We start from the raw sequence: 20,033 nt of genomic DNA, 5'->3' as shown, positions 1-20,033 counted from the left end.
GTCGCCATGCGGAACAACGCGTCACTGCAGGCCGACGAGGTGGAACTGCGCCCGCTGTCCGCCCGGTCGGTCGTCCTGAGCCTGCTGCTGGGCCTGCATCCGCCCGAGCTGCCGGTGAAGGACCTGGTGCGCAGTGTGGAGCCGTTCGGGATCGCGGGATCCACCCTGCGGGCCGCGCTCAGCCGGATGGTGGCGGCCGGCGACCTGCGGCGCGCGGACACGGTCTACCGGCTGAGCGACCGCCTGCTGGAACGCCAGCGGCGCCAGGACGACGCCGTCCACCCCGAGACCGTGCCCTGGGGCGGCGACTGGGAGATGGTCCTGGTCACGGCGACAGGCCGCGGCCCCGCCGAACGCGCGGAACTGCGCAACGAGCTGACCCGGCTCCGGCTCGCGGAGCTGCGTGAGGGCGTATGGCTGCGGCCGGCCAACCTGCTCCGCCCCCTGCCGGACGAGCTCGGCCGGGTCGCCGAGCGCTGCACGGCCCGCCCCGACCGCCCCGCGCGCGAACTGGCCGCGAGCCTGTGGCCGCTGGACACGTGGGCCGGCACGGGACGCGCCCTGCTCGACCATGCGGCCCGTGCGCGGCACCCGTCCGATCGCTTCACCGCCTTCGCGGCCGTCGTACGACACCTGCTGGCCGACCCGGTGCTGCCTCCCGAGCTCCTGCCGGCCGACTGGCCGGGTGAGCGGCTGCGGGCCGTGTACGCGGACTACCGGCGGGAGTTGGCAGAGGATGCACACACGCGTGACGGCCGGAGCTCGGCATAGGACGCTCGCACGCGTGACGGCCGGGAGGTCGCCGAGGACGTACGCGCGCGTGGCCGTCGGTAGCTGATCGAGGACCCACGCACCAGGGACGCGTGACCGCGGGGAAACACGCGGCGGCCGTACGGAGCGCCGTGCGGGGGACGCTCCGTACGGCCGCATTCACCGTGGGGGGACTACATGTGTGCGGGGCCTACCTGTAGGTGATGTCCGATGTGGAGTACAGACAGTTCGTGCTGTCCGGCCCCGTACCCACGGCAGTGTTGTTGTTGTACTTCTGGCAGGGGACGACCTTGCGGCTCGCGTCGTTGAGGATCGTGATGCCGCGCAGCGTCGCCACGTCGCCCCGGTTGACGTTGATGCCGACGAGGCGAGCCGTGGACCCCGTGCCGGTCACCTCGATGTTGCTGAGGTTGACCTTGCGCGTGTACTGCGTGGAGCAGTCGCCGCACGAGCGGTACAGCGTCTTGAACTCGCTGACGGCGAAGTTGGAGATGTTCACCGTGCCGGGCCCGTTGTGCTGGAAGACCTTGTCGGCTGCCTTCTTCGCACCGCCGCCGATCACGTTGTAGGTGGAGCCGCCCCGGAAGGTCGCCGCGTCCTCGCCGACGTCCTCCCACCACACGTTCTGCAGCGTGCAGTTGCCCTCGCAGTGGATGCCGTCGGCGCCGGGCGCGCCGATGATGACGTTCTTCAGCGTCGCGCCGGCCGCGAGCTTGAAGATCGGGTCCTGGCCCTCCTCCTGGCCGTCACCGGCCAGGTCCCCGGTGCCGTAGAACCGCTTCATGCCGTAGTCCTTGGTGCCGGACACGGAGATGGTGGAGGAGGTCCCCTGGCTGCCGTTGGGCGTAGGCCAGGTGGCGGCGCTCGCCGGCGGTGCGCCTACTGTCGTGATCATGACAGACGAGAGCCCGAGGGCGGCCAGACCGCCGGTCAGTGCGCGCCGACGGGCGCGGGGCTTTGCGGTTGAAGTCATGTCCCGTATGCCTTCTTCCGGTTGGGGGGTGGTCAGATCTTTCCGGCGCCCGCGCTTGACGTCACCGAGGCGACGACCGTGGACGCGGACTCGGCGGTGTAGCTGTAGGGCGGCGTGGTGAAGGTGCCGACCCGGGAGATCTCGGTCGCGGCCCCGCCGAGATCGTTGCCGCGCAGATTGGCGTAGCCGTCCACGTCGCTGCTGCGGTTGGTGGTGACGGCGACCTTGGTGTCGCGGAAGACGTTGTTCTCCACGAGCATCTGGGCGCCCATGCGCGAATGGCAGGCGGTGTCCGCGCCGGCCACGTAGTTGTTGTAGAAGTGCCCGGTGCCGAAGCGCAGGCTGGGGATGCGCGAGTAGACGTTGCTGAAGTAGTTGTGGTGGTACGTCACCTTCAGGTGTCCGGTGTCCTCGCTCGCGTTGTTGTCGCTGTGCCCGACGAGCGAGCCCTTGAAGTGGTCCTTGAAGGTGTTCCAGGACACCGTGACGTTGTCCGAGCCGTGGTTGATGTCCAGCAGCCCGTCGTAGTAGTCCTTGTCGTGATCGCGGTCGGCCGAGAAGGAGTTGTGGTCGATCCACACCTTCGTCGATGCCTGGACCGTGATGCCGTCGGACGGCGCCACCGGCTTGCTGACGTTGAGGTTGCGGACGACGACGTTGGTGACGTTCTTCAGCCGGAGCCCGCCCCCGGTGAGCCCGGACGAGGAACCCACGCCCAGCACCGTGGTGTTGGAGCCGACGTCGATCTGACCGCTCAGCGAGATCAGGCCGTTGACCCGGACGACCTTGGTCGCGTTTCCGGTCACCGCCGACTTGAAGGCGGCCGACGTCGAGACGGTCACCGCCGAGGCGCTGCCGCCGCCGGTCGTCCCGGCACCGAATCCGACCGGCGAGGTCTCGGCAGCCCCGGCCGACTGCGGCAGGACGAGGACGGCCGCGGTGGCGAGGGCGGCTGCGGCGGCCGTCACCAGCGCGGCTCTTTGCCGGTGTGCATGTGGGGGGAGTGTGCGCATGCGGATGCGTCCCTTCAGAAGGACTTGCTCGATCATGTAGCTGAACGATGTGCGTCATGTTGAACGCCGCGCGCGGGCAGGGTGACCATGTGGGGGTGCGGCAGTGCGGCTCGGTCAGCCTGCTGAACGGAACGTAGAGGGCAAGCGCTTTCTGGTCAACGCTTTGCGCAGAAGAATCCAGTCAGCCCTGGTGGAGTAAGGGCTCTCTCTCAGGGCTCCCTCAGCGCTCGCCTTGCGCCCGCGTGGGAGCGCTTCCATGATGAGCGTGTCCATGCCACGATGCCCCTTCCGGACGCTTTCCCTGCGAGAGGGCGAGTCAATGCCGACTCCACATATGCGTACGTTGATCAGCGGGCTGGTGCTCATCCTGCTGGCCTTCGGCGCCGTGGCCGTATCCCCGGACCGCGCGGTTGCCGGCGGCTCGGGGGCGGACCGGGCCGACTCGTTACCCGGCTCCTTCACCTGGTCGTCCAGCGGCCCGCTGATCGCGCCGAAGCCGGACGCCGGTCACCCGATCGTCTCCGTCAAGGACCCGACGGTCTTCCGGTACGACAACCGGTGGCACGTCTACATGACGACGGCCGACACCTCCGGCCGGTGGAGCCTTGCCCGCACCAGCTTCGCCGACTGGTCCCAGGCGGCCGCCGCACCGCAGACGTTCCTCGACACCAACCCGAACATCGGCAACCGGTACGTGGCCGCTCCGCAGGTGTTCTACTTCGCGCCGCAGAAGAAGTGGTACATGGTGTACCAGACCGGGCCGCCGTCCTTCTCCACGACGGACGATCCCGCGAATCCGGCCAGTTGGAGCGCCCCCCGGAACTTCTTCGACGCCGAGCCGCCGATCGTCACCGAGAACAAGGGCCAGGGCGGCTGGCTCGACTTCTGGGTCATCTGCGACGACACCGACTGCTATCTGTTCTCCTCCGACGGCAACGGCCACCAGTACCGCTCGCGCACCACCGTCGCCGAGTTCCCGAACGGCTTCGGCGACACGACCATCGTGCTGTCTGAACCCAACCGCTTCGACCTCTTCGAGGCGAGCAACGTCTACCGGCTCGGCGCCGGCGGCACTTACCTCATGCTCGTCGAGGCGCTGGCGACCCGCTCCGACTGGCGGCGCTACTTCCGGGCCTGGACGGCGGACAGCCTGGGCGGCGCGTGGCAGCCGCTGGCGGAGACCGAGGCCAACCCCTTCATCCGGTCCGCCAACGTGACCTTCGGGCCGGGACAGTCCGCGTGGACCACGGACTTCAGCCACGGCGAGATGATCCGCGACGGCGTCGACCAGACCCTCACGATCAACCCCTGCCGCCTTCAGTACCTGTACCAGGGGATGGACCCCGCCGCCGGCGGCGACTACTCCCAACTCCCCTGGAGGCTCGGCCTGCTGACACAGACGAACAGCTCCTGCTGACCCGTATCGACAGCGCCAGAAGGGACAAGGACGTGCCCACCCCCACCGGCACCACCGTCAGAAGACCGCTCCACGCGCTACTCGTAGCCCTCGTCGGAGGCCTTCTGCCACTGCTCGCGGCACTGCTCGTCACCGCCCCCGCGGCCGCCGCCCGCACCGAGGCCGCCGACGTCGTCCCCACCGCGACGCTCACCGAGGTCACCGACTTCGGCACCAACCCCAGCAACCTGCGGATGTACCTGTACGTGCCGGACCGCGTCACCGCCAACCCGGCGGTCCTGGTGGCCGTGCACTGGTGCACCGGCTCCGGCCCCGACATGTACAACGGCACCGAGTACGACACGCTGGCCGACCAGTACGGCTTCATCGTGCTCTACCCGTCCGTCACCCGCAGCAGCAAGTGCTTCGACGTCTCCTCGCCGCAGGCGCTCAAACGTAACGGCGGCAGCGACCCGGTCGGCATCAAGTCCATGATCGACTGGGTCACCCGCACCTACGACGCCGACACCAGCCGCGTCTACGCCACCGGTATCTCCTCCGGCGCGATGATGACCAACGTCCTGCTCGGCGACTACCCCGACGTGTTCGCCGCGGGCGCCGCCTTCTCGGGCGTCCCCTTCGGCTGCTTCGCCACCACCGACGGCTCCGAGTGGAACAGCGCCTGCGCGAACGGCACGGTGACGCACACCCCGCAGGAGTGGGGCAACCTGGTGCGCGGCGCCTACCCCGGCTACACCGGCCCCCGCCCGCGCATGCAGCTGTGGCACGGCACAGAGGACGACGTCCTGCGCTACCCCAACTTCGGGGAGATGATCAAGCAGTGGACGAACGTCCAGGGCGTCAGCCAGACCCCGGCCGCCACGGACACGCCCCAGTCCGGCTGGACCCGCACCCGCTACGGCGGCACCGGTGACCGGGCCCCCGTCGAGGCGATCAGCCTCCAGGGCGTCGGCCACAACCTGTACGGCTACGGCATGGCGGCCCGGGTCCTCACCTTCTTCGGCCTCGACAGCGGCGGCCCCGCACCCCAGCCCCAGCCCGGCGCCTGCAAGGTGAGCGCCACCACCAACGCCTGGAACACGGGCCTGACCGCCTCCGTGACGATCACCAACACCAGCTCGACGGCGATCAACGGCTGGCAGCTCGGCTTCACCCTGCCCGCCGGCCAGACGATCACCAACGGCTGGGGGGCCACGTACACCCCGGCCTCCGGCGCGGTGACGGCGACCAGCGCCTCGTACAACGCGGCGCTCGCACCAGGAGCGAGCGTCAGCATCGGCTACCAGGCGAACCACACCGGCAACAGCGCGGCGCCGGGCGCCTTCACGCTCAACGGGACGGCCTGCACGACAGGTTGACGTCCGCGGACCGCTGGATGGCCGGGGGAGCGAGTGCCTGTGACCACCCAGCGGTCCCCCCGCCCCACCCGATCAGCCTCCGCCGCGGGCGCCCGGCCCGGCATGCCGGGCGCCCGTAGGCGGATGACATGCCGTTTTGCGGGAACCCGGGCCCCACGAAAGGCGATGTCACAGCACGACCGGCTGAGGGCGAGCGATGGTTCTGGGACTCCTCACACGCACAGTCACACGTCCGGCGGCCGCCGCGGCCGGACTGGTCGCGGCCGGGCCCCGGCTGCTCGTCAAGGGAGCCGCCCCGGTGGCGGGAGCCGCAGCGGGGGCCGTGGCAGGGACGGCCCGGGCCGGCGTGCGGGGCGCCGACTCCGCGGCGCGTGTCGTGCGGGTCGCCCGCAACACGCTGCCCGGCCGCCCGCACCCCTGGCGGTCCGGCACCCGCACCCACCTCGCACTGCGGCCCGAGTCACCGGACCGCGTACGGCGGGCGGGCGGGACGGAGCACGCGGCGCGCCGCGTCGCCGCGGCGCTGGCGGAGCGGCCCGACGTGGCCCTCGCCTACTGGGACGGCGGACTGCAAAGGCTGGTGGTGACCGCCGTCGAGGACGCGGTCAGCGATCGCGTGGTGGAGAAGGCCTCCGAGATCGCGGCCCGGCACGGTCTGGCGCAGACGGACGAGGCGGTGGACGACATCGTCCACCCGGCCGACCCCGCCGGAGTACGGGCCGCCGCCGCGACGCTCGCCGCCGACGGCATCGGCATCGCGACCGCCTTCCTCGGATACGGCCTGCGCCTGCCGGCCTCACCCCGGGCGGTGACCGCGCTGGTGACGCTGGCGCGGGAGAATCCGCGCTTCCGCGGCTGGCTGCGCGCCAGGATCGGCCGCTCCCGCATGGACATGGTGCTGGCCGCCGCGAACGCGGCCGCCCACGGTGCCGGCCGGACCCCGACCGCCCTGGTGCTCGACGGTGCGCTGCGCGCGCTCCAGCTGGCGGAGACGGTGGCTCGTGCGGCGGCGTTCGACAGGGTCCACGACGAGGTGTGCGTGCCGGAGCGGGGCAGCGTGACCGGGGACCACCTCGCGCGCCCGCCGCTGCGCACCTCCCCGGCCCAGGAGTACGCCGCGCACGCCGAGACCGGCAGTCTGGTGGGTGCGCTGGCCACGCTGCTGGTCAAGCACGACGGCACCGAGGCGGCGGAGGCGGTGCTCGCGGGCTCTCCCAAGGCCGCGCGCTACGGACCCGCCGCCTTCCACGCCGTACTGAGTGGTGCGCTGTCCCGCACCGGCGTCCTGGTTCGGGACACGGAGCGGCTGCGGCAGCTGGAGATGGCCGACACGGTCGTCCTGCATCCGAGCGCGCTGCGCACTCCCGGCGCGGGCGCGGACCCGTGGACCGAGGAGGTGCTGGACGCGGCGCGGCGGGCGGGCCTGCGGGTCGTGATGGTGGACGACCCCGCCTTGGCCGACTTCACCAGCCTCGCCGACCAGGTCGTACGCGACGAGCGGTCGCTGAGCGATGTCGTGAACGCGTTGCGCACCGAGGACGACGGCGGCGTCGTCGTCACGGTCGCCCGGCCAGGACCGGACGACGAGGACGTACTCACCGGACTGCTCGCCGGCGATGTGGCCGTCGCCCTCACCGACCGGGACGGGGCCGTCGTCTGGGGCGCGGACGTACTCGCCCTGCACGGTCTGGCCGATGTGTGGCGGCTGCTGCGGGCGGTACCGGCCGCGCGCGGCGTCGGCCGCAGGTCGCAGACCCTGGCCCGGTCCGGTGCCGCCCTGTCCGGGCTCCTGGTGGCCATCGGCAAGTCCCGGCGTGGCCGCCCCACGCCGTGGCCCGGCCTGCGGCACACCCCGGTCGACGCGGGCGCGGCCTGGGCCCTGCTGACCGGCGTGCGCACCGCCCTCGGCGTGGCGGTGGCCCGCGCCCCGCATCCGCGTCCGCGCGTGGCCTGGCACGAACTGGAGCACACCGAGGTACGCGACCGGCTGGAACACGAACAGGGCCCGGAAGAGACCCTGCCCGAGCAGGCCACCGGCCGCGCGCGCGAGACGATCCGCACGATGGGCCGGCAGCGCGTGTTCGCGCCGGTGAGCGGACCGCTGCGGCTCGCCCGGGCCGTACGCGGCGAACTCGACGACCCGCTCACCCCGGTGCTGGCCGTCGGCTCGGCCGCCGAGGCGATCCTCGGCTCCGTCGTGGACGCCCTGCTGGTCATCGGCGCGCTCGACCTGAACGCGCTGGTCGGCGGTGTTCAGCGGATGCGGGCCGAGCGGGCCCTGTCCGGGCTGGTGGCGAAGCAGAAGCGGCAGGCACGCGTCACGACCGAGGAGCCGGAGCCCGAGCCGCACCTCGTGGACGCCGCCAAGCTCAGTCCGGGCGACCTGATCGAGCTCCGGGCGGACGATGTGGTGCCCGCCGATGCCCGCCTGGTGTGGGAGGACGGCCTGGAGGTCGACGAGTCCGCGCTGACCGGGGAGTCCTTGGCGGCCGACAAGGCGACCGAACCGACCCCGGACGCGGCCGTGCCGGACCGCAGCTGCATGGTGTTCGAGGGCACGACCGTGGTGGCCGGGCACGCCCGGGCCGTCGTGGTGGACACCGGGGACCGGACGGAGGCCGCCCGGGCGGTGGCCCTCGCCTCCCGCAAGCCACCGTCCGCCGGAGTTCAGGCCAGGCTGCGGGAACTCACCGACAAAGCCCTGCCGTTGACCCTGGCGGGTGGCGCCGGGGTGACCGCTCTGTCGCTGCTGCGCGGCACGCCGATCCGCCGAGCGGTGAGCGGTGGCGTGGCGGTGGCCGTGGCCGCCGTCCCCGAGGGACTGCCGCTGGTGGCGACCGTGGCGCAGCTGGCCGCCGCTCGTCGGCTGAGCCGCGGCGGAGTCCTCGTCCGGGCGCCGCGCACCCTGGAGGCGCTCGGCCGGATGGACACCATCTGCTTCGACAAGACCGGCACCCTCACCGAGAACCGGCTGCGCCTGGTGCGCGTGACCGACGCCGACGGCACGGTCGGCAAGCCGGACGAGGGCCATGCCACCCTGCGGGTCGCGGCCCGCGCCTGCCCGCAGCTCAACGGCGGCTCCGACCGGCCTGTGCACGCCACCGACGAGGCCGTCCTCGACGCCGCAGGCCCCGACCCGCAGTGGACCCAGACCGAGGGCCTGCCCTTCGAGGCCGGCCGCGGTTATGCCGCAGCCGTAGGCCGGGCCGAGGACGACACCCCGGTACTCGTGGTCAAGGGCGCCCCCGAGACGGTGCTGCCCGCCTGTGCCGACCTGCCGTCGTCGGCCTCGGAGACGGCACAGCGGCTGGCCGGCGACGGACTGCGTGTCCTGGCGGTGGCCCGGCGCCCCCTGGACGCGGCGGACGAGGCGGCGGACGTCCTGGAACAGCCCCTGGAGAAGCTGGAGTTCACCGGACTGCTCGCCCTCGCCGACGTCCCGCGCGACACGTCCACGGCCCTCGTCGAGGGCCTGCGCAAGGCGGGCGTACGACCCGTCATGCTGACCGGCGACCACCCGCAGACCGCCCGCGCGATCGCCGCGGAACTGGGCTGGCCCGAGGACACCGGCGTGGTCACGGGCGACGAGCTGGCGTCCGCGGGCCGGGAGGAACGCGCCCGGCTGCTGCGTGACATGGGCGTCGTGGCCAGGGTCGCACCCGAGCAGAAACTGCAGGTCATCGAGGCGCTGCGGGACGCCGGCCGGGTGGTCGGCATGGTCGGCGACGGGGCCAACGACGCCGCGGCCATCCGCGCCGCCGACATCGGCGTCGGCATCAGCGCCCGAGGCTCGGCGGCCGCACGCAACGCGGCCGACCTCGTCCTCACCGACGGCGACCTCACGGTCCTCATCGAGGCCGTTGCCGAGGGCCGGGCCCTGTGGCACAGCGTCGCCGACGCCATCGCCATCCTGATCGGCGGCAACGCGGGCGAGGTCGGCTTCGGCCTCCTCGGCACCCTCCTGTCGGGCGCCTCGCCCCTGTCCACCCGCCAGATGCTGCTGGTCAACCTGTTCACGGACCTGTTCCCGGCCATGGCGGTCGCGGTGACGCCGAAGGAGACGGAGAACGGGGAGACGGAACCGGCGGAGCGGGACGGCCGTCACGGCCCTGCCACCGAACACGGCGAGCCGGCCTCTCCCACCCCCGAAGGCACCGAACCCCTCGGCACCTCACTCCTCGGCGCCCCCCTGATCCGCAAGATCCGGTACCGCGCCCTGACCACCACGCTCGGCGCGACGTCCGCCTGGCTGTTCGGCCGCTTCACCCCGGGCACGGCCCGCCGCTCCACCACGATGGCCCTGTGCGCGGTCGTCGGCACCCAGCTCGCCCAGACCCTGGCCGACCGCCGGGGCAGCCCGCTGGTCCAAGCCACCGCCCTGGGCTCCGCAGCCGCCCTCTTCGTCCTGGTCGAGACCCCCGGCCTCAGCCACCTCTTCGGCTGCACACCGCTGGGCCCGATCGCCTGGACGGGCGTAGCCGCGTCGATCGCGCTCGCGGTGGCCGGCCAGCGCGCTGTGCCGTACCTGGAACGGGCCGTGATGCGCCGTGTACCGACCGGATGATCTCGACCGAGGTGAGCGTGCCGACCCAAGGGGCGCGGGGCTGTGTCCATATGCGGCTCCGCCGCGTGGGCGCGATCAACCCCCACGAACCCGCAGCCGCAACACGAGACAAGCCACAGACGAGTAGGCGATCAAACGGACCGATGGTACTGGTCCGGCACATGCACCTCCCCGCCCAGCTCCCGCGCAGCGCCCCGCGCCCACGAAGGGCTGCGCAGCAACTCCCGGCCGAGCAGCACCGCATCCGCCTCGCCGTTCGCGATGATCTTCTCGGCCTGCTCTGCCTCGGTGATCAGCCCCACCGCGGCGACCGGCAGCGAGGTCTCGGCCTTCACCCGCGCAGCGAACGGCACCTGGTAACCCGGGCCGACGGGGATGCGGGCACCGGAGGCGTTGCCGCCGGTGGAGACGTCGAGCAGGTCGATGCCGTGGGCCTGGAGATCGGCGGCGAAACGGACCGTGTCGTCGGCGGTCCAGCCGTCCCCCTCCAGCCAGTCCGTCGCCGAGATACGGAAGAACAGCGGCTTGTCGTCCGGCCACACCTCCCGTACGGCGTCCACGACCTGGAGCGCGAAACGGGTGCGGTTCTCGTACGAGCCGCCGTACTCGTCGGTGCGGTGGTTGGAGTACGGGGAGAGGAACTCGTTGATCAGATAGCCGTGGGCGCCGTGGATCTCGGCGACCTCGAAGCCGGCGGCGAGGGCACGGCGCGCGGCGTCCGCGAACTGCCCCACGATCTCCTGGATCTCGGCGACCGTCAGCTCACTCGGCACCGGGTGCCCGTCGGCGAACGCGACGGCGCTCGGCGCCACCGGCTGCCATCCGTGCGCGTCCGGCCCCACCGGCGCACCGCCCCGCCAGGGCTGGTCGGTCGATGCCTTGCGCCCGGCGTGTGCCAGCTGGATCGCCGGCACAGTGCCCTGCGACACCAGGAAGCGGGTGATCCGGCGGAACGCCTCGACCTGGGTGTCGTTCCAGATGCCCAGGTCGTACGGGGAGATCCGGCCCTCGGGGCTGACGCCCGTGGCCTCGACGATGATCAGCCCCGTGCCGCCGGCTGCACGGGCCGCGTAGTGCGCGAAGTGCCAGTCGTTGGGGACGCCCATGTCGGGGCCGTCCGGCGCGGCCGAGTACTGGCACATCGGGGGCATCCACACCCGGTTCGGGATCGTCACATCGCGCAGGGTGTAGGTCTCGAAGAGCGCACTCACGGCTCACTCCATTCGGTGTGGGGACCAGCGGTCGACTCGTACGATAGGCATCGTAGTACGGGAAGTGTCAAACTACGAGGGTTCTCGTACAATGGAGGAAGCCGAGTGAAAGTGAAGGGGTGCCGCAGTGACCAGCCCCGCTGTCAGCAGCCGAGACCTCCCGCACCCCGCGCGCGAGGAGATCCGTCTGGAAGGCGTGCTGCACGCGCTCTCCGACCCGATGCGGCTGCAGATCGTGCGAGAGCTCGCCGCCGTCGGCGACGAGCTCTCCTGTTCGCACTTCGACCTGCCCGTGACCAAGTCCACCACCACGCATCACTTCCGGGTGCTGCGCGAGAGCGGTGTGATCCAGCAGGTCTACCGGGGCACGGCCAAGATGAACGGCCTGCGCAAGGACGACCTAGACGGCCTCTTCCCGGGACTTCTCGACTGCCTTCTCGACGCCGCCGCCCGGCAGGCCGCCCGCCTCGGCGGCGCCTGAACCGCCCCTCGCGGGCAGGTGGTTGAAGAGCAGGTTCAGCACGATCGCCGTCAGACAGCCCGCGCTGATCCCGCTGTTCATCACCGTCTGGAACCAGTCCGGGAACTTCTCGTAGACCGTCGGCACGCCGACCGGCAGCACACCCATGGCCACGGAAACGGCCACCACCGTCAGGTTGTTGTTGCCCTTGAAGTCCACCTGGGCGAGGGTCCTCAGGCCGCTCGCCGCCACCGTCCCGAACATCACCAGACCCGCACCGCCCAGCACCGGCGCCGGGATCGCCGCCACCACCGCGCCCAGCTTCGGCAGCAGGCCGAGCAGTACGAGGATGCCGCCCGCGGTCGCGACCACCCAGCGGCTGCGCACGCGGGTCATGCCGACGAGGCCCACGTTCTGCGCGTACGCCGTGTACGGGAAGGTGTTGAAGACGCCGCCCAGCACGGTCGACAGCCCGTCGGCGCGCAGGCCGTCCGAGAGGGAGCGCGGCGAGATCTTGCGGTCCGTCATCTCGCCGACCGCGATGAAGTCGCCGGTCGTCTCGGTCATGGTCACCAAAGCCACTACCAACATCGAGAGGATCGCTGAGAACTCGAAGGTGGGCGCCCCGAAGTGGAACGGCGTGCTGATCCCGACCCAGTCCGCGTCCCCGACCCCGCCGAAGTCGGTGAACCCGAACGGCACCGCCACCGCGAGCCCGACCGCGATGCCGATCAGCACGGCGATCCGGCTCAGGAACACGGGCGCGAACCGCTGCACACCGAGCACCACCGCGAGCACGAACGCGGCCAGCGCGAGGTTCTTCGGCTCCCCGAAGTCGGGTGAACCGACGCCGCCGGCGGCCCAGTTGCCCGCGACCGGCAGCAGCGAGAGGCCGATGATCAGGATCACGGTGCCCGTGACGAGGGGTGGGAAGAAGCGCAGCAGCTTGCCGAAGACCGGCGCCAGCAGCACGATCGCGAGCCCCGCGACGATCACCGAGCCGTAGATCGCGGGGAGTCCGCCGCCCGTCGTGCCGATCAGCACCATGGGCGACACGGCGGCGAAGGTGCAGCCCTGCATGATCGGCAGTCGCACGCCGAAGCGCCAGAAGCCGATGCACTGGATCAGTGTCGCGATGCCGCACACCAGCAGGTCGGCGGTGATCAGGTACGCCAGATCCGCGGGCGGCAGTTTCATCGCGCCGCCGACGATGAGCGGAACGGCCACGGCGCCGGCGTACATCGCGAGTACGTGTTGTAGGCCGAAGGCGGCGAGTTGGCGGGCCGGGGGTACTTCATCGACGGGGTGCACAGGGGTGGTTTTGGCCATGTCCGAAACCGTAGGCGTGTTGAACAGTTTGTTGATTTCGAGGGTGTTGCTGCTTCGTTTCTCGCTGCGAGTTGTATGTGGTTGCTCGCGCAGTTCCCCGCGCCCCTTACGGGGCGCTGCGGTGCGCGGCGCTCAACAGTGACTCCCAGTCGGGGAGCTTCACCACGCCCCGGCCAAGCTGCGCCCCGAGCTCCGCCTCCGCCCGCTCAATAGCGCACCAACCCGTCCACTCGACCGGCTCGATCCCGTCGGCGCGCAGTGCCGTGAGCGGATCCCCGGGCAGTTCCCTTTGTGCGAGCACGGAGGCGTCCTCCAGCAGTGACGTCACCGTCTCCTTCGCGCACGGACGGTTGGTGCCGATGACCCCCGTCGGGCCCCGCTTGATCCAGCCCGCCACGTACTCGCCCGGCGCTACGAGGCCCGCGCGCAGTACGCGGCCGGCGAGATGGGGCACCGTGCCGGTTGCCGGGTCGAACGGCAGGCCCTCCAGCGGTACTCCGCGATAGCCCACCGAACGCAGCACCAGCTGGGCCTCGATCTCCTCGTACCGGCCCGTGCCCGTCACCCCGCCCTGGCCGTCCGGTGCCGTCCGCTCGAAGCGCACCGCGCCCACGCGCCCCGCGTCGGCGAGGAGTTCGACGGGGCGGAGGAAGAAGCGCAGCCGAATGCGGTGGCGGGCCTCGCTCGACGGGGACTCGGCCCAGCCGCGCAGCACCTCGACGTTGCGGCGTTGCGGCGCGGGCAGCCCGGAAGGGTCGTCGTAGGCCGGGTCGAGCGCCAGCTCTCGCGGGTCCACGGTGACTTCCGTGTCGGGCAGGGTGCCCAGCTCCCGCAGCTCCTTTGTGGTGAAGCGGGCCTGCGAGGGGCCGCGCCGCCCCACCATGCTGATGTCCGTCACCCGGCTAGCGGCGAGGGCGGTGAGCGCCGCCTGCGGCATGTCGGTGGGGCTCAGCTCGGCCGTGCCCCGCGCCAGCATCCGCGTGACGTCCACCGCGACGTTCCCGACACCGATGACCACCGCCGAGCGCGCACCGAGCACGAAACCGTCGTCGACGGCGTCCGGATGGGCGCTGTACCAGGACACGAACTCGGTCGCCGACCAGCTGCCCGGCAGGTCCTCGCCGGGAATCCCGAGGTGCCGGTCGGTGGCGGCGCCCACGCAGTACACGACCGCGTGGTACAGCTCCCGCAGCCGGTCGATCGACGTCCCGTCCGGTCCGACCTGGATGCCGCCGAGGAAGCGCACCCGCTCGTGCTCCAGGACCGTGCGCAGGTTGTTCTGGAGGGACTTGATCTTCTCGTGGTCCGGTGCCACCCCGTACCGCACCAGGCCGTAGGGGCACGGCAGCCGGTCCAGGACGTCGACGAGCACGTCCGGATCCTGCTGTACGAGGCCTTGAGCGGTGTAGCACCCGCTCGGGCCGGAACCGACGACGGCGACACGCAGCACGGCGGAACTCCTTGTCCGAGGGCCTGCGGGGATCTTCGGGGATCTTCAGGAGTCGCTCTCGCATCCAGCATCGCACCGCTGCCGCTCCGCTGACAGGGTGCTGTGCGCCGTACGGGAAGCGTGTTCGTTCGTATGGAATGTGATCATGAGGTTACGTTGCGTGTGTGCTGGAAGCATCCTTTCTTAATCTTTCCGATCGTTCCGCGACGGACGGTGCCGTGTCCGTATGGCCCGCGTGGGAAGTGCGGGACGGTGCCGGTGCCACGGCGTGGTTCTGGGTCCGGCTGGAGTTCGGCGACGGCGCCCACGTCGACACGCTCGCCGTGGTGTCCGAGGGGTGCGTCTCCATCGAGGACGTACGGGCCGAGCCGGCGCTGTCCCTCGATGACCTGACGGCGCTCGCCGACTGGATCGAGGCTCCGCTCTTCGACGCGTGCGGGATCGGGGCGGAGCCCGCCGACAGCGAGGACCTCGGGCCGAACGCGGATCGGACGGTCTGGCCGGGGGGTGTCGAGGGGCAGTGGCTCGTCGCGCAGAAATATCGCGCGGCGCAGGAGGAGGGGGCCGACCCCGTCCTCGCGGTGATGAGCGCGACGGGGCACGGTCGCCGCAAGTCGCTCCGGCTGATCGGCCAGGCGCGCGACGCGGGCTTCCTGACACGGCGCCGAGCCCGCCGCTGAGCACGGCCTCGGCGGCGGACCGTACCGGCCGGGTCCGTCAGAGCATGTCCCGCATCCGCGTGATCTCGCTCGTCTGCTGCGCCACCACCTCGTCGGCCATCTCCTCGATCTGGATGTTGTTGCCCTGCCCCTTCACCGTCGCGGCCATGGTGATCGCCCCCTCGTGATGGGTGATCATCAGTGTGAGGAAGAGCTGGTCGAACGCGGTCCCTCGCGCGGCGCGCAGCTTCGCCAGCTGTGCCTCGCTCGCCATGCCGGGCATCGAGGCATGCTCGTGGCCGTCGCTCTTGTCGGCCTTCGCGGCCTTGCCGTGGGTCTTCAGCCAGCCCTTCATAGCGGAGATCTCCGGGCCCTGCGCGGCGGCGATCCGCTCGGCGAGTCTTCTGACCTTCGCCGACTCGGCCCGGTCCGGGACGAGTTCGGTCATCTCCAGGGCCTGCGTGTGATGCTCGATCATCATCCGCGCGTAGTCGACGTCCGCGGAGTTGGGGGAGTCGTCCTCGGCACGCTCCCGTGCGGCCTCCTCGGCGGACAGCATCCGGTTCGACTCACCGGGCTTGCCCGGCGCGATCACCGAAGGCCCGCTCTCCGCAGCCGACTTGGGGTCGGAGTCGGAGTCGCAGCCGCCCAGCACGAGCACGGCCAGGACGGCCAGTGAGGCCGTAACGCAACGCGCCCGGTAAAGGGGCTCCTTCGTTACATGTTCATGGCCAGCCCTTGAAATGTGCATGGTGAAGACCATACTCGGGCGTGCGTGAGCCGTTCCAGTGCGAACGGCACAAGGGAGGAAAACAGTGATCCTGTTCAGCAATCCCCGAACACGGCGCAGACGCCTGGCAGTTGCCACTGCAGCCGCCGGACTCCTGGCCGCGCTGCTCACCGCGCAGCCGGCTGCCGCCACACCCGACCCGGGGGACGGCCCCGTCAAGGAGCAGGAGGTCTCCGAGAGCACCAGAGCCGAGGTGCGGGAGGCTCTCGCGGACGGCGAGATACCCGGCCAGGACGAGATCGTCCACTCCGACAACATCAAGCACCTGGCCAACGTCCCCAAGGACGTGCTGCCGGGCACCAATTCGGACCTCGCCTTCCAGGGGAGGTATGCCTTCGCGGGCAACTACGACGGCTTCCGTATCTTCGACATCAGCAACCCGACGGCGCCGAAGACGGTCGCGCAGGTCCTGTGCCCCGGCTCGCAGAACGACGTCTCCGTCTCCGGCAACCTGCTGTTCCTGTCCACCGACTCCTCGCGCAGCGACAGCAGTTGCAACAGCACCACACAGCCCGCGACCGAGAAGTCCTCGTGGGAGGGCATGAAGGTCTTCGACATCAGCGACAAGACGAACCCCAAGTACGTCGCCGCAGTCGAGACCGCCTGCGGCTCGCACACGCACACCATCCTGCCCGAACGCAGGAACGTCTACATCTACGTCTCCTCGTACTCGCCGAACGCCACCTACCCGGACTGCCAGCCGCCGCACGACGGCATCTCCGTCATCAAGGTGCCGCGAGGCGCCCCGGAGAAGGCCGCGGTCGTGGGCTTCCCGGTGCTCTTCCCCGGCGAGGGCCCGGACGGTGGCGGCAACCCCGGCGGGCCCACGAACCCGGGCGTCTCCAAGACCACCGGTTGCCACGACATCACGGTCCTTCCGGCGAAGGATCTGGCCGCCGGTGCCTGCATGGGTGACGGCATCCTGTTCTCCATCGAGGATCCGGAGCGCCCGACGGTCATCGACCGGGTACAGGACAACGTGAACTTCGCGTTCTGGCACTCGGCGACCTTCAACCAGAAGGCGAACAAAGTCGTCTTCACCGACGAGTTGGGCGGCGGCAGCGCGGCCACCTGCAACGCGCGGATCGGCCCGGACCGCGGTGCCGACGGCATCTACGACATCGTCGGCAAGGGCGACAAGCGAAAGCTGGTCTTCCGCAGCTACTTCAAGATTCCCCGGCACCAGGCGGACACCGAGAACTGCGTCGCCCACAACGGCTCGCTGATCCCGGTCAAGGGCAAGGACATCATGGTCCAGGCCTGGTATCAGGGCGGCATCTCCGTCTGGGACTTCACCGACTCGGCCAAGCCGACGGAGATCGCCTACTTCGACCGCGGCCCGGTGTCCACGGACACGCTCAGGTCGGGCGGTTCATGGTCGGCGTACTACTACAACGGCTACATCTACTCGAACGAGATCGCCAGGGGCTTCGACGTCCTGAAGATCGACGACCGGCGCACCGCCCCGGCCCGCTGGGTCCAGCTGCGCGAACTCAACGTCCAGACACAGCCGGACTACTTCGACTGACCCTCCGGACAGCCGGGTGAGGACCCGGTCGCGAAGAACCGCGACAGATCCGTGTCGCACGTCCCGCCGGGCACGGCCCCCGAGTCCGGCGGGACCCCCATCTCCCACTCCAGCCCGTAGCGCTTGAACAGCTCGGCCCGCAGTACCGGCACGGGCATCGGCACACCGGGCACCAGTGCGGCGAAGACCGCGCCCATGAGCAGGGCGCGCAGCATCGGGTAGTCGGCGTCGACGTCCAGCGAACCGTGCCGTACGCAGACGTCCCGCAGCAGCTCGGCCAGGCGCCGCTGCTCCGGGCACTGCACGAAGCCCTCGGCCTGGAGGATCCCCGCCATGTGCTGGCGCATCAGCACGGGCCGGTCCCGGGCCAGGCCCAGGATCGCGTCGATCGCCCGGGCCATCCGCTCCCGGCCGTCGTCGGTACGCGGCTCGCGCTCCAGCGCCTCCTCCAGGGTGCGGTGCATCAGCCGGTGCACGGCGGACTGCACCAGCTGGCGCTTGCCGGGGAAGTAGTACGACACCAGGCCGCGCGCCGAGCCCGCTCTGTCCGCGATGTCGCCCAGCGTGGTGGCCTCGTAGCCGCACTCGCCGACCAGCTCCACCGCCGCCTGCAAAAGCCGCTCCCGGGAACGCCGCCGCAACTCTTCATTGACCGAGGCGCTGCGCGGGGACATGCTGAAACTCCTGCGTTGACTGGCTATCAGCCAACTATACTCAGCGGGTCCGGTCCGGCCTCGATACGGCCTGGTCCGGATTGCCGTCTGCCCTGGGCGACACGGGGGATCGTCCAGGGCGGGCCCGGCCCCTGGATCGGGATGGTGGCCGGAGGCTACTTGTTCACCCGTGGTCCGGAAGCTGCTTCTTCACCTGCGGTCCGGAAGTTACTTCTTCACCCGCGGGTCGGAACCGTTCGCCCGAGGAACAGCGCTCACGAGATCCAGCACCGGCCGCAACCCGTCCGGCCGCTGTGCCGCCGGCAGATGCTCCACGAAGTGCACCGCGCAGCCCAGGGCCGCCGCACCACCGTCCGCCCGCCGGTTGTCACCGACCATCACGACGTCGCGCGGATCGGCGCCGAGTTCCGCGCAGGCAGCCGCGAAGAGCCGGGGGTCGGGCTTCTGGATGCCGTGCTCGTACGACAGCACATACGCGTCCACGTACGGATCGAGCCCGTGCTCCCGGAAGACCGGCCGCAGATCCCAGCCGATGTTGCTGACCACCCCGACGCCGATGCCCCGCTCACGCAGCGCACCCAGCACTTCGGCCGCATCCGGGTACGGCACCCACGCGGCCGGTGCCATGTGGCGCTCGTAGAGCATGTCGTGCAACCGGTCGTCGGGCAGCGGCACATGCCGGGACAGCCCGGTGTAGGCGGCCCGGTGCAGTTCCGCGCTCTTGTCCCGCACGCCCCACACGCTCGCGACGTCCTCGGGCAGCCAGGTGGGATCGACTCCGCCCGGCAACGCCCCCATCGCCTCCAGCGCCTGCGCCGCCTCGACCAACTCGGCCTCGGCGAACTCCAGCCGGGCCTCGGCGAGCGCTCCGCGCAGCCAGGACTCGGTGGACTCGACACGGAAAAGGGTTCCGGAGAAATCGAACAGGACTGCGGTCATGGCGCGGATCCTACGGGGCCGTGCGCCACCGCGCGGGAAGATCGCCCCAACGGCACACGCGGACGGTTCAACTCCGCCAACGGGCGTGCACCCGTACCGCCAACGCCACGACGAGGGCGCCCAGCAACCAACCGCCGACGACGTCCGTGGCCCAGTGGACCCCGAGCCACACCCGGGTCAGACCGACGCCGGCCACGGAGATCACGGCCACGACGGCGGCCGTACGCCACAGGACGCGTGCGGCGCCGTAATGGTGCAGGAGCCACAGCATGAGGCCGCACACGACCGTGGCCGTCATGGCGTGGCCGGAGGGGAAGGCGGCGTAGTGGGCGGAGTCGACGGGGTCGGGCCAGACGGGGCGTGGGCGGTCGACCACGGTCTTCAGGGTCTGCTGGACCAGTGTGGCGAGCGCACATGTGGCCGCCAGCCATAGGGCCGTCCAGCGCGCGGCTCTGCGCCACACCAGCCAGATGGCGACCGCCGCGGTCAGGATGCGCATGGTCCATGGATCCCAGACCCAGTCCGTCAGGATGCGGAACGCGTGTGTCACGCCGGCCTCGTCGACCGCCCATCTGTGCGTGGTCTCGGCGATGTCGCCGTCGAGGGTCATCAGCGGATACCAGCGGACCGCGACCAGGGCGAGCAGCAGCGCGGAGCACAGGGCCAGGACACCGGCCCAGCGGGCGGTGCCGCGCTCGGCCGGCGGGCTGGGCGGGGACTCGACGGACTGGGTGTGCATACTGCGATCCTCGCCGACCGATGGGGCGAGAGGCCAATGCAGGGGTGGGTTTGCGACGCCCGCCACAGGAGATGCCGCCCCTTCAGGCGGCGCGGCGCGGGCGGGGAGTTCGGTGCGTCGCTGCCGACGTCGGGCGCGGGCGCGTACGGACCACGGCT

16 protein-coding genes are annotated in these 20,033 nt (G+C 71.1%); 7 read left to right on the top strand and 9 right to left on the bottom strand.

The window, feature by feature from the left end:
* Positions 1-6 precede the first annotated feature (6 nt).
* The gene (locus tag EHO50_RS13220; protein WP_128430088.1) at positions 7-771 is read left to right on the top strand and encodes a PaaX family transcriptional regulator C-terminal domain-containing protein; all 765 of its coding nucleotides are present in this window, start codon (positions 7-9) and stop codon (positions 769-771) included.
* Between the two features lie 190 nt (positions 772-961).
* On the opposite strand, the gene EHO50_RS13215 is transcribed toward EHO50_RS13220, so the two are convergent.
* Positions 962-1,744 (bottom strand): pectate lyase, encoded by a 783-nt coding sequence (locus EHO50_RS13215; RefSeq protein ID WP_128430087.1) that lies wholly within the window; start codon positions 1,742-1,744, stop codon positions 962-964.
* 32 nt (positions 1,745-1,776) lie between these two features.
* Entirely contained in the window at positions 1,777-2,757 is a 981-nt protein-coding gene (locus tag EHO50_RS13210) for a pectate lyase family protein (RefSeq protein WP_128430086.1), read from the bottom strand.
* Positions 2,758-3,091: 334 nt separating this feature from the next.
* Between EHO50_RS13210 and EHO50_RS13205 the strand changes: the two genes are divergently transcribed.
* The 3 genes from EHO50_RS13205 (at position 3,092) to EHO50_RS13195 (ending at position 10,096) form a co-directional block, all read left to right on the top strand.
* Positions 3,092-4,174: a glycoside hydrolase family 62 protein gene (locus tag EHO50_RS13205; protein WP_128430085.1), complete on the top strand. Its 1,083-nt coding sequence runs from the start codon at positions 3,092-3,094 to the stop codon at positions 4,172-4,174.
* A 32-nt stretch (positions 4,175-4,206) separates the two neighbouring features.
* A complete protein-coding gene (locus EHO50_RS13200) occupies positions 4,207-5,532 on the top strand; it encodes an extracellular catalytic domain type 1 short-chain-length polyhydroxyalkanoate depolymerase (RefSeq protein ID WP_128430084.1) in 1,326 nt (441 codons plus the stop codon).
* Between the two features lie 196 nt (positions 5,533-5,728).
* Complete coding sequence (locus EHO50_RS13195; RefSeq protein WP_128430083.1) at positions 5,729-10,096, top strand: cation-translocating P-type ATPase; 4,368 nt, start codon at positions 5,729-5,731, stop codon at positions 10,094-10,096.
* Between the two features lie 131 nt (positions 10,097-10,227).
* On the opposite strand, the gene EHO50_RS13190 is transcribed toward EHO50_RS13195, so the two are convergent.
* Positions 10,228-11,307 carry an NADH:flavin oxidoreductase/NADH oxidase gene (locus tag EHO50_RS13190; protein ID WP_128430082.1) on the bottom strand — a complete coding sequence of 360 codons (1,080 nt, stop codon included), beginning with the start codon at positions 11,305-11,307 and terminating at the stop codon, positions 10,228-10,230.
* 127 nt (positions 11,308-11,434) lie between these two features.
* Here EHO50_RS13190 and EHO50_RS13185 point away from each other — a divergent pair, with 127 nt between their 5' ends.
* Positions 11,435-11,788 carry an ArsR/SmtB family transcription factor gene (locus EHO50_RS13185; RefSeq protein WP_128430081.1) on the top strand — a complete coding sequence of 118 codons (354 nt, stop codon included), beginning with the start codon at positions 11,435-11,437 and terminating at the stop codon, positions 11,786-11,788.
* On the opposite strand, the gene EHO50_RS13180 is transcribed toward EHO50_RS13185, so the two are convergent.
* Together EHO50_RS13180 and EHO50_RS13175 are read right to left on the bottom strand one after the other, a co-directional pair.
* The gene (locus tag EHO50_RS13180) at positions 11,708-13,096 is read right to left on the bottom strand and encodes a nucleobase:cation symporter-2 family protein (protein ID WP_128430080.1); all 1,389 of its coding nucleotides are present in this window, start codon (positions 13,094-13,096) and stop codon (positions 11,708-11,710) included. The genes EHO50_RS13185 and EHO50_RS13180 overlap by 81 nt on opposite strands.
* 106 nt (positions 13,097-13,202) lie before the next feature.
* A complete protein-coding gene (locus EHO50_RS13175) occupies positions 13,203-14,546 on the bottom strand; it encodes an FAD-dependent oxidoreductase (protein ID WP_128430079.1) in 1,344 nt (447 codons plus the stop codon).
* Positions 14,547-14,764: 218 nt separating this feature from the next.
* Between EHO50_RS13175 and EHO50_RS13170 the strand changes: the two genes are divergently transcribed.
* Positions 14,765-15,226 (top strand): DUF6214 family protein, encoded by a 462-nt coding sequence (locus EHO50_RS13170; protein ID WP_128430078.1) that lies wholly within the window; start codon positions 14,765-14,767, stop codon positions 15,224-15,226.
* A gap of 37 nt (positions 15,227-15,263) precedes the next feature.
* Here EHO50_RS13170 and EHO50_RS13165 read toward each other — a convergent pair whose 3' ends face one another.
* Positions 15,264-15,956 (bottom strand): DUF305 domain-containing protein, encoded by a 693-nt coding sequence (locus EHO50_RS13165; protein WP_128430077.1) that lies wholly within the window; start codon positions 15,954-15,956, stop codon positions 15,264-15,266.
* 64 nt (positions 15,957-16,020) lie between these two features.
* Between EHO50_RS13165 and EHO50_RS13160 the strand changes: the two genes are divergently transcribed.
* Entirely contained in the window at positions 16,021-17,523 is a 1,503-nt protein-coding gene (locus EHO50_RS13160) for an LVIVD repeat-containing protein (protein WP_128430076.1), read from the top strand.
* Here EHO50_RS13160 and EHO50_RS13155 read toward each other — a convergent pair.
* The 3 genes from EHO50_RS13155 to EHO50_RS13145 all read right to left on the bottom strand — a co-directional run bounded on the left by EHO50_RS13155 (position 17,511) and on the right by EHO50_RS13145 (position 19,875).
* Entirely contained in the window at positions 17,511-18,197 is a 687-nt protein-coding gene (locus EHO50_RS13155) for a TetR/AcrR family transcriptional regulator (RefSeq protein WP_128430075.1), read from the bottom strand. The genes EHO50_RS13160 and EHO50_RS13155 overlap by 13 nt on opposite strands.
* 207 nt (positions 18,198-18,404) lie before the next feature.
* Entirely contained in the window at positions 18,405-19,136 is a 732-nt protein-coding gene (locus tag EHO50_RS13150; protein WP_128430074.1) for an HAD family hydrolase, read from the bottom strand.
* 67 nt (positions 19,137-19,203) lie between these two features.
* Positions 19,204-19,875 carry a phosphatase PAP2 family protein gene (locus EHO50_RS13145; protein ID WP_128430073.1) on the bottom strand — a complete coding sequence of 224 codons (672 nt, stop codon included), beginning with the start codon at positions 19,873-19,875 and terminating at the stop codon, positions 19,204-19,206.
* Positions 19,876-20,033 lie beyond the last annotated feature (158 nt).

This window comes from Streptomyces cyaneus (genome assembly GCF_004028635.1).
In the GTDB taxonomy this organism is placed as follows: Bacteria; Actinomycetota; Actinomycetes; order Streptomycetales; family Streptomycetaceae; genus Streptomyces; species Streptomyces cyaneus.
This window is presented reverse-complemented; position numbering and strand designations above follow the sequence as displayed.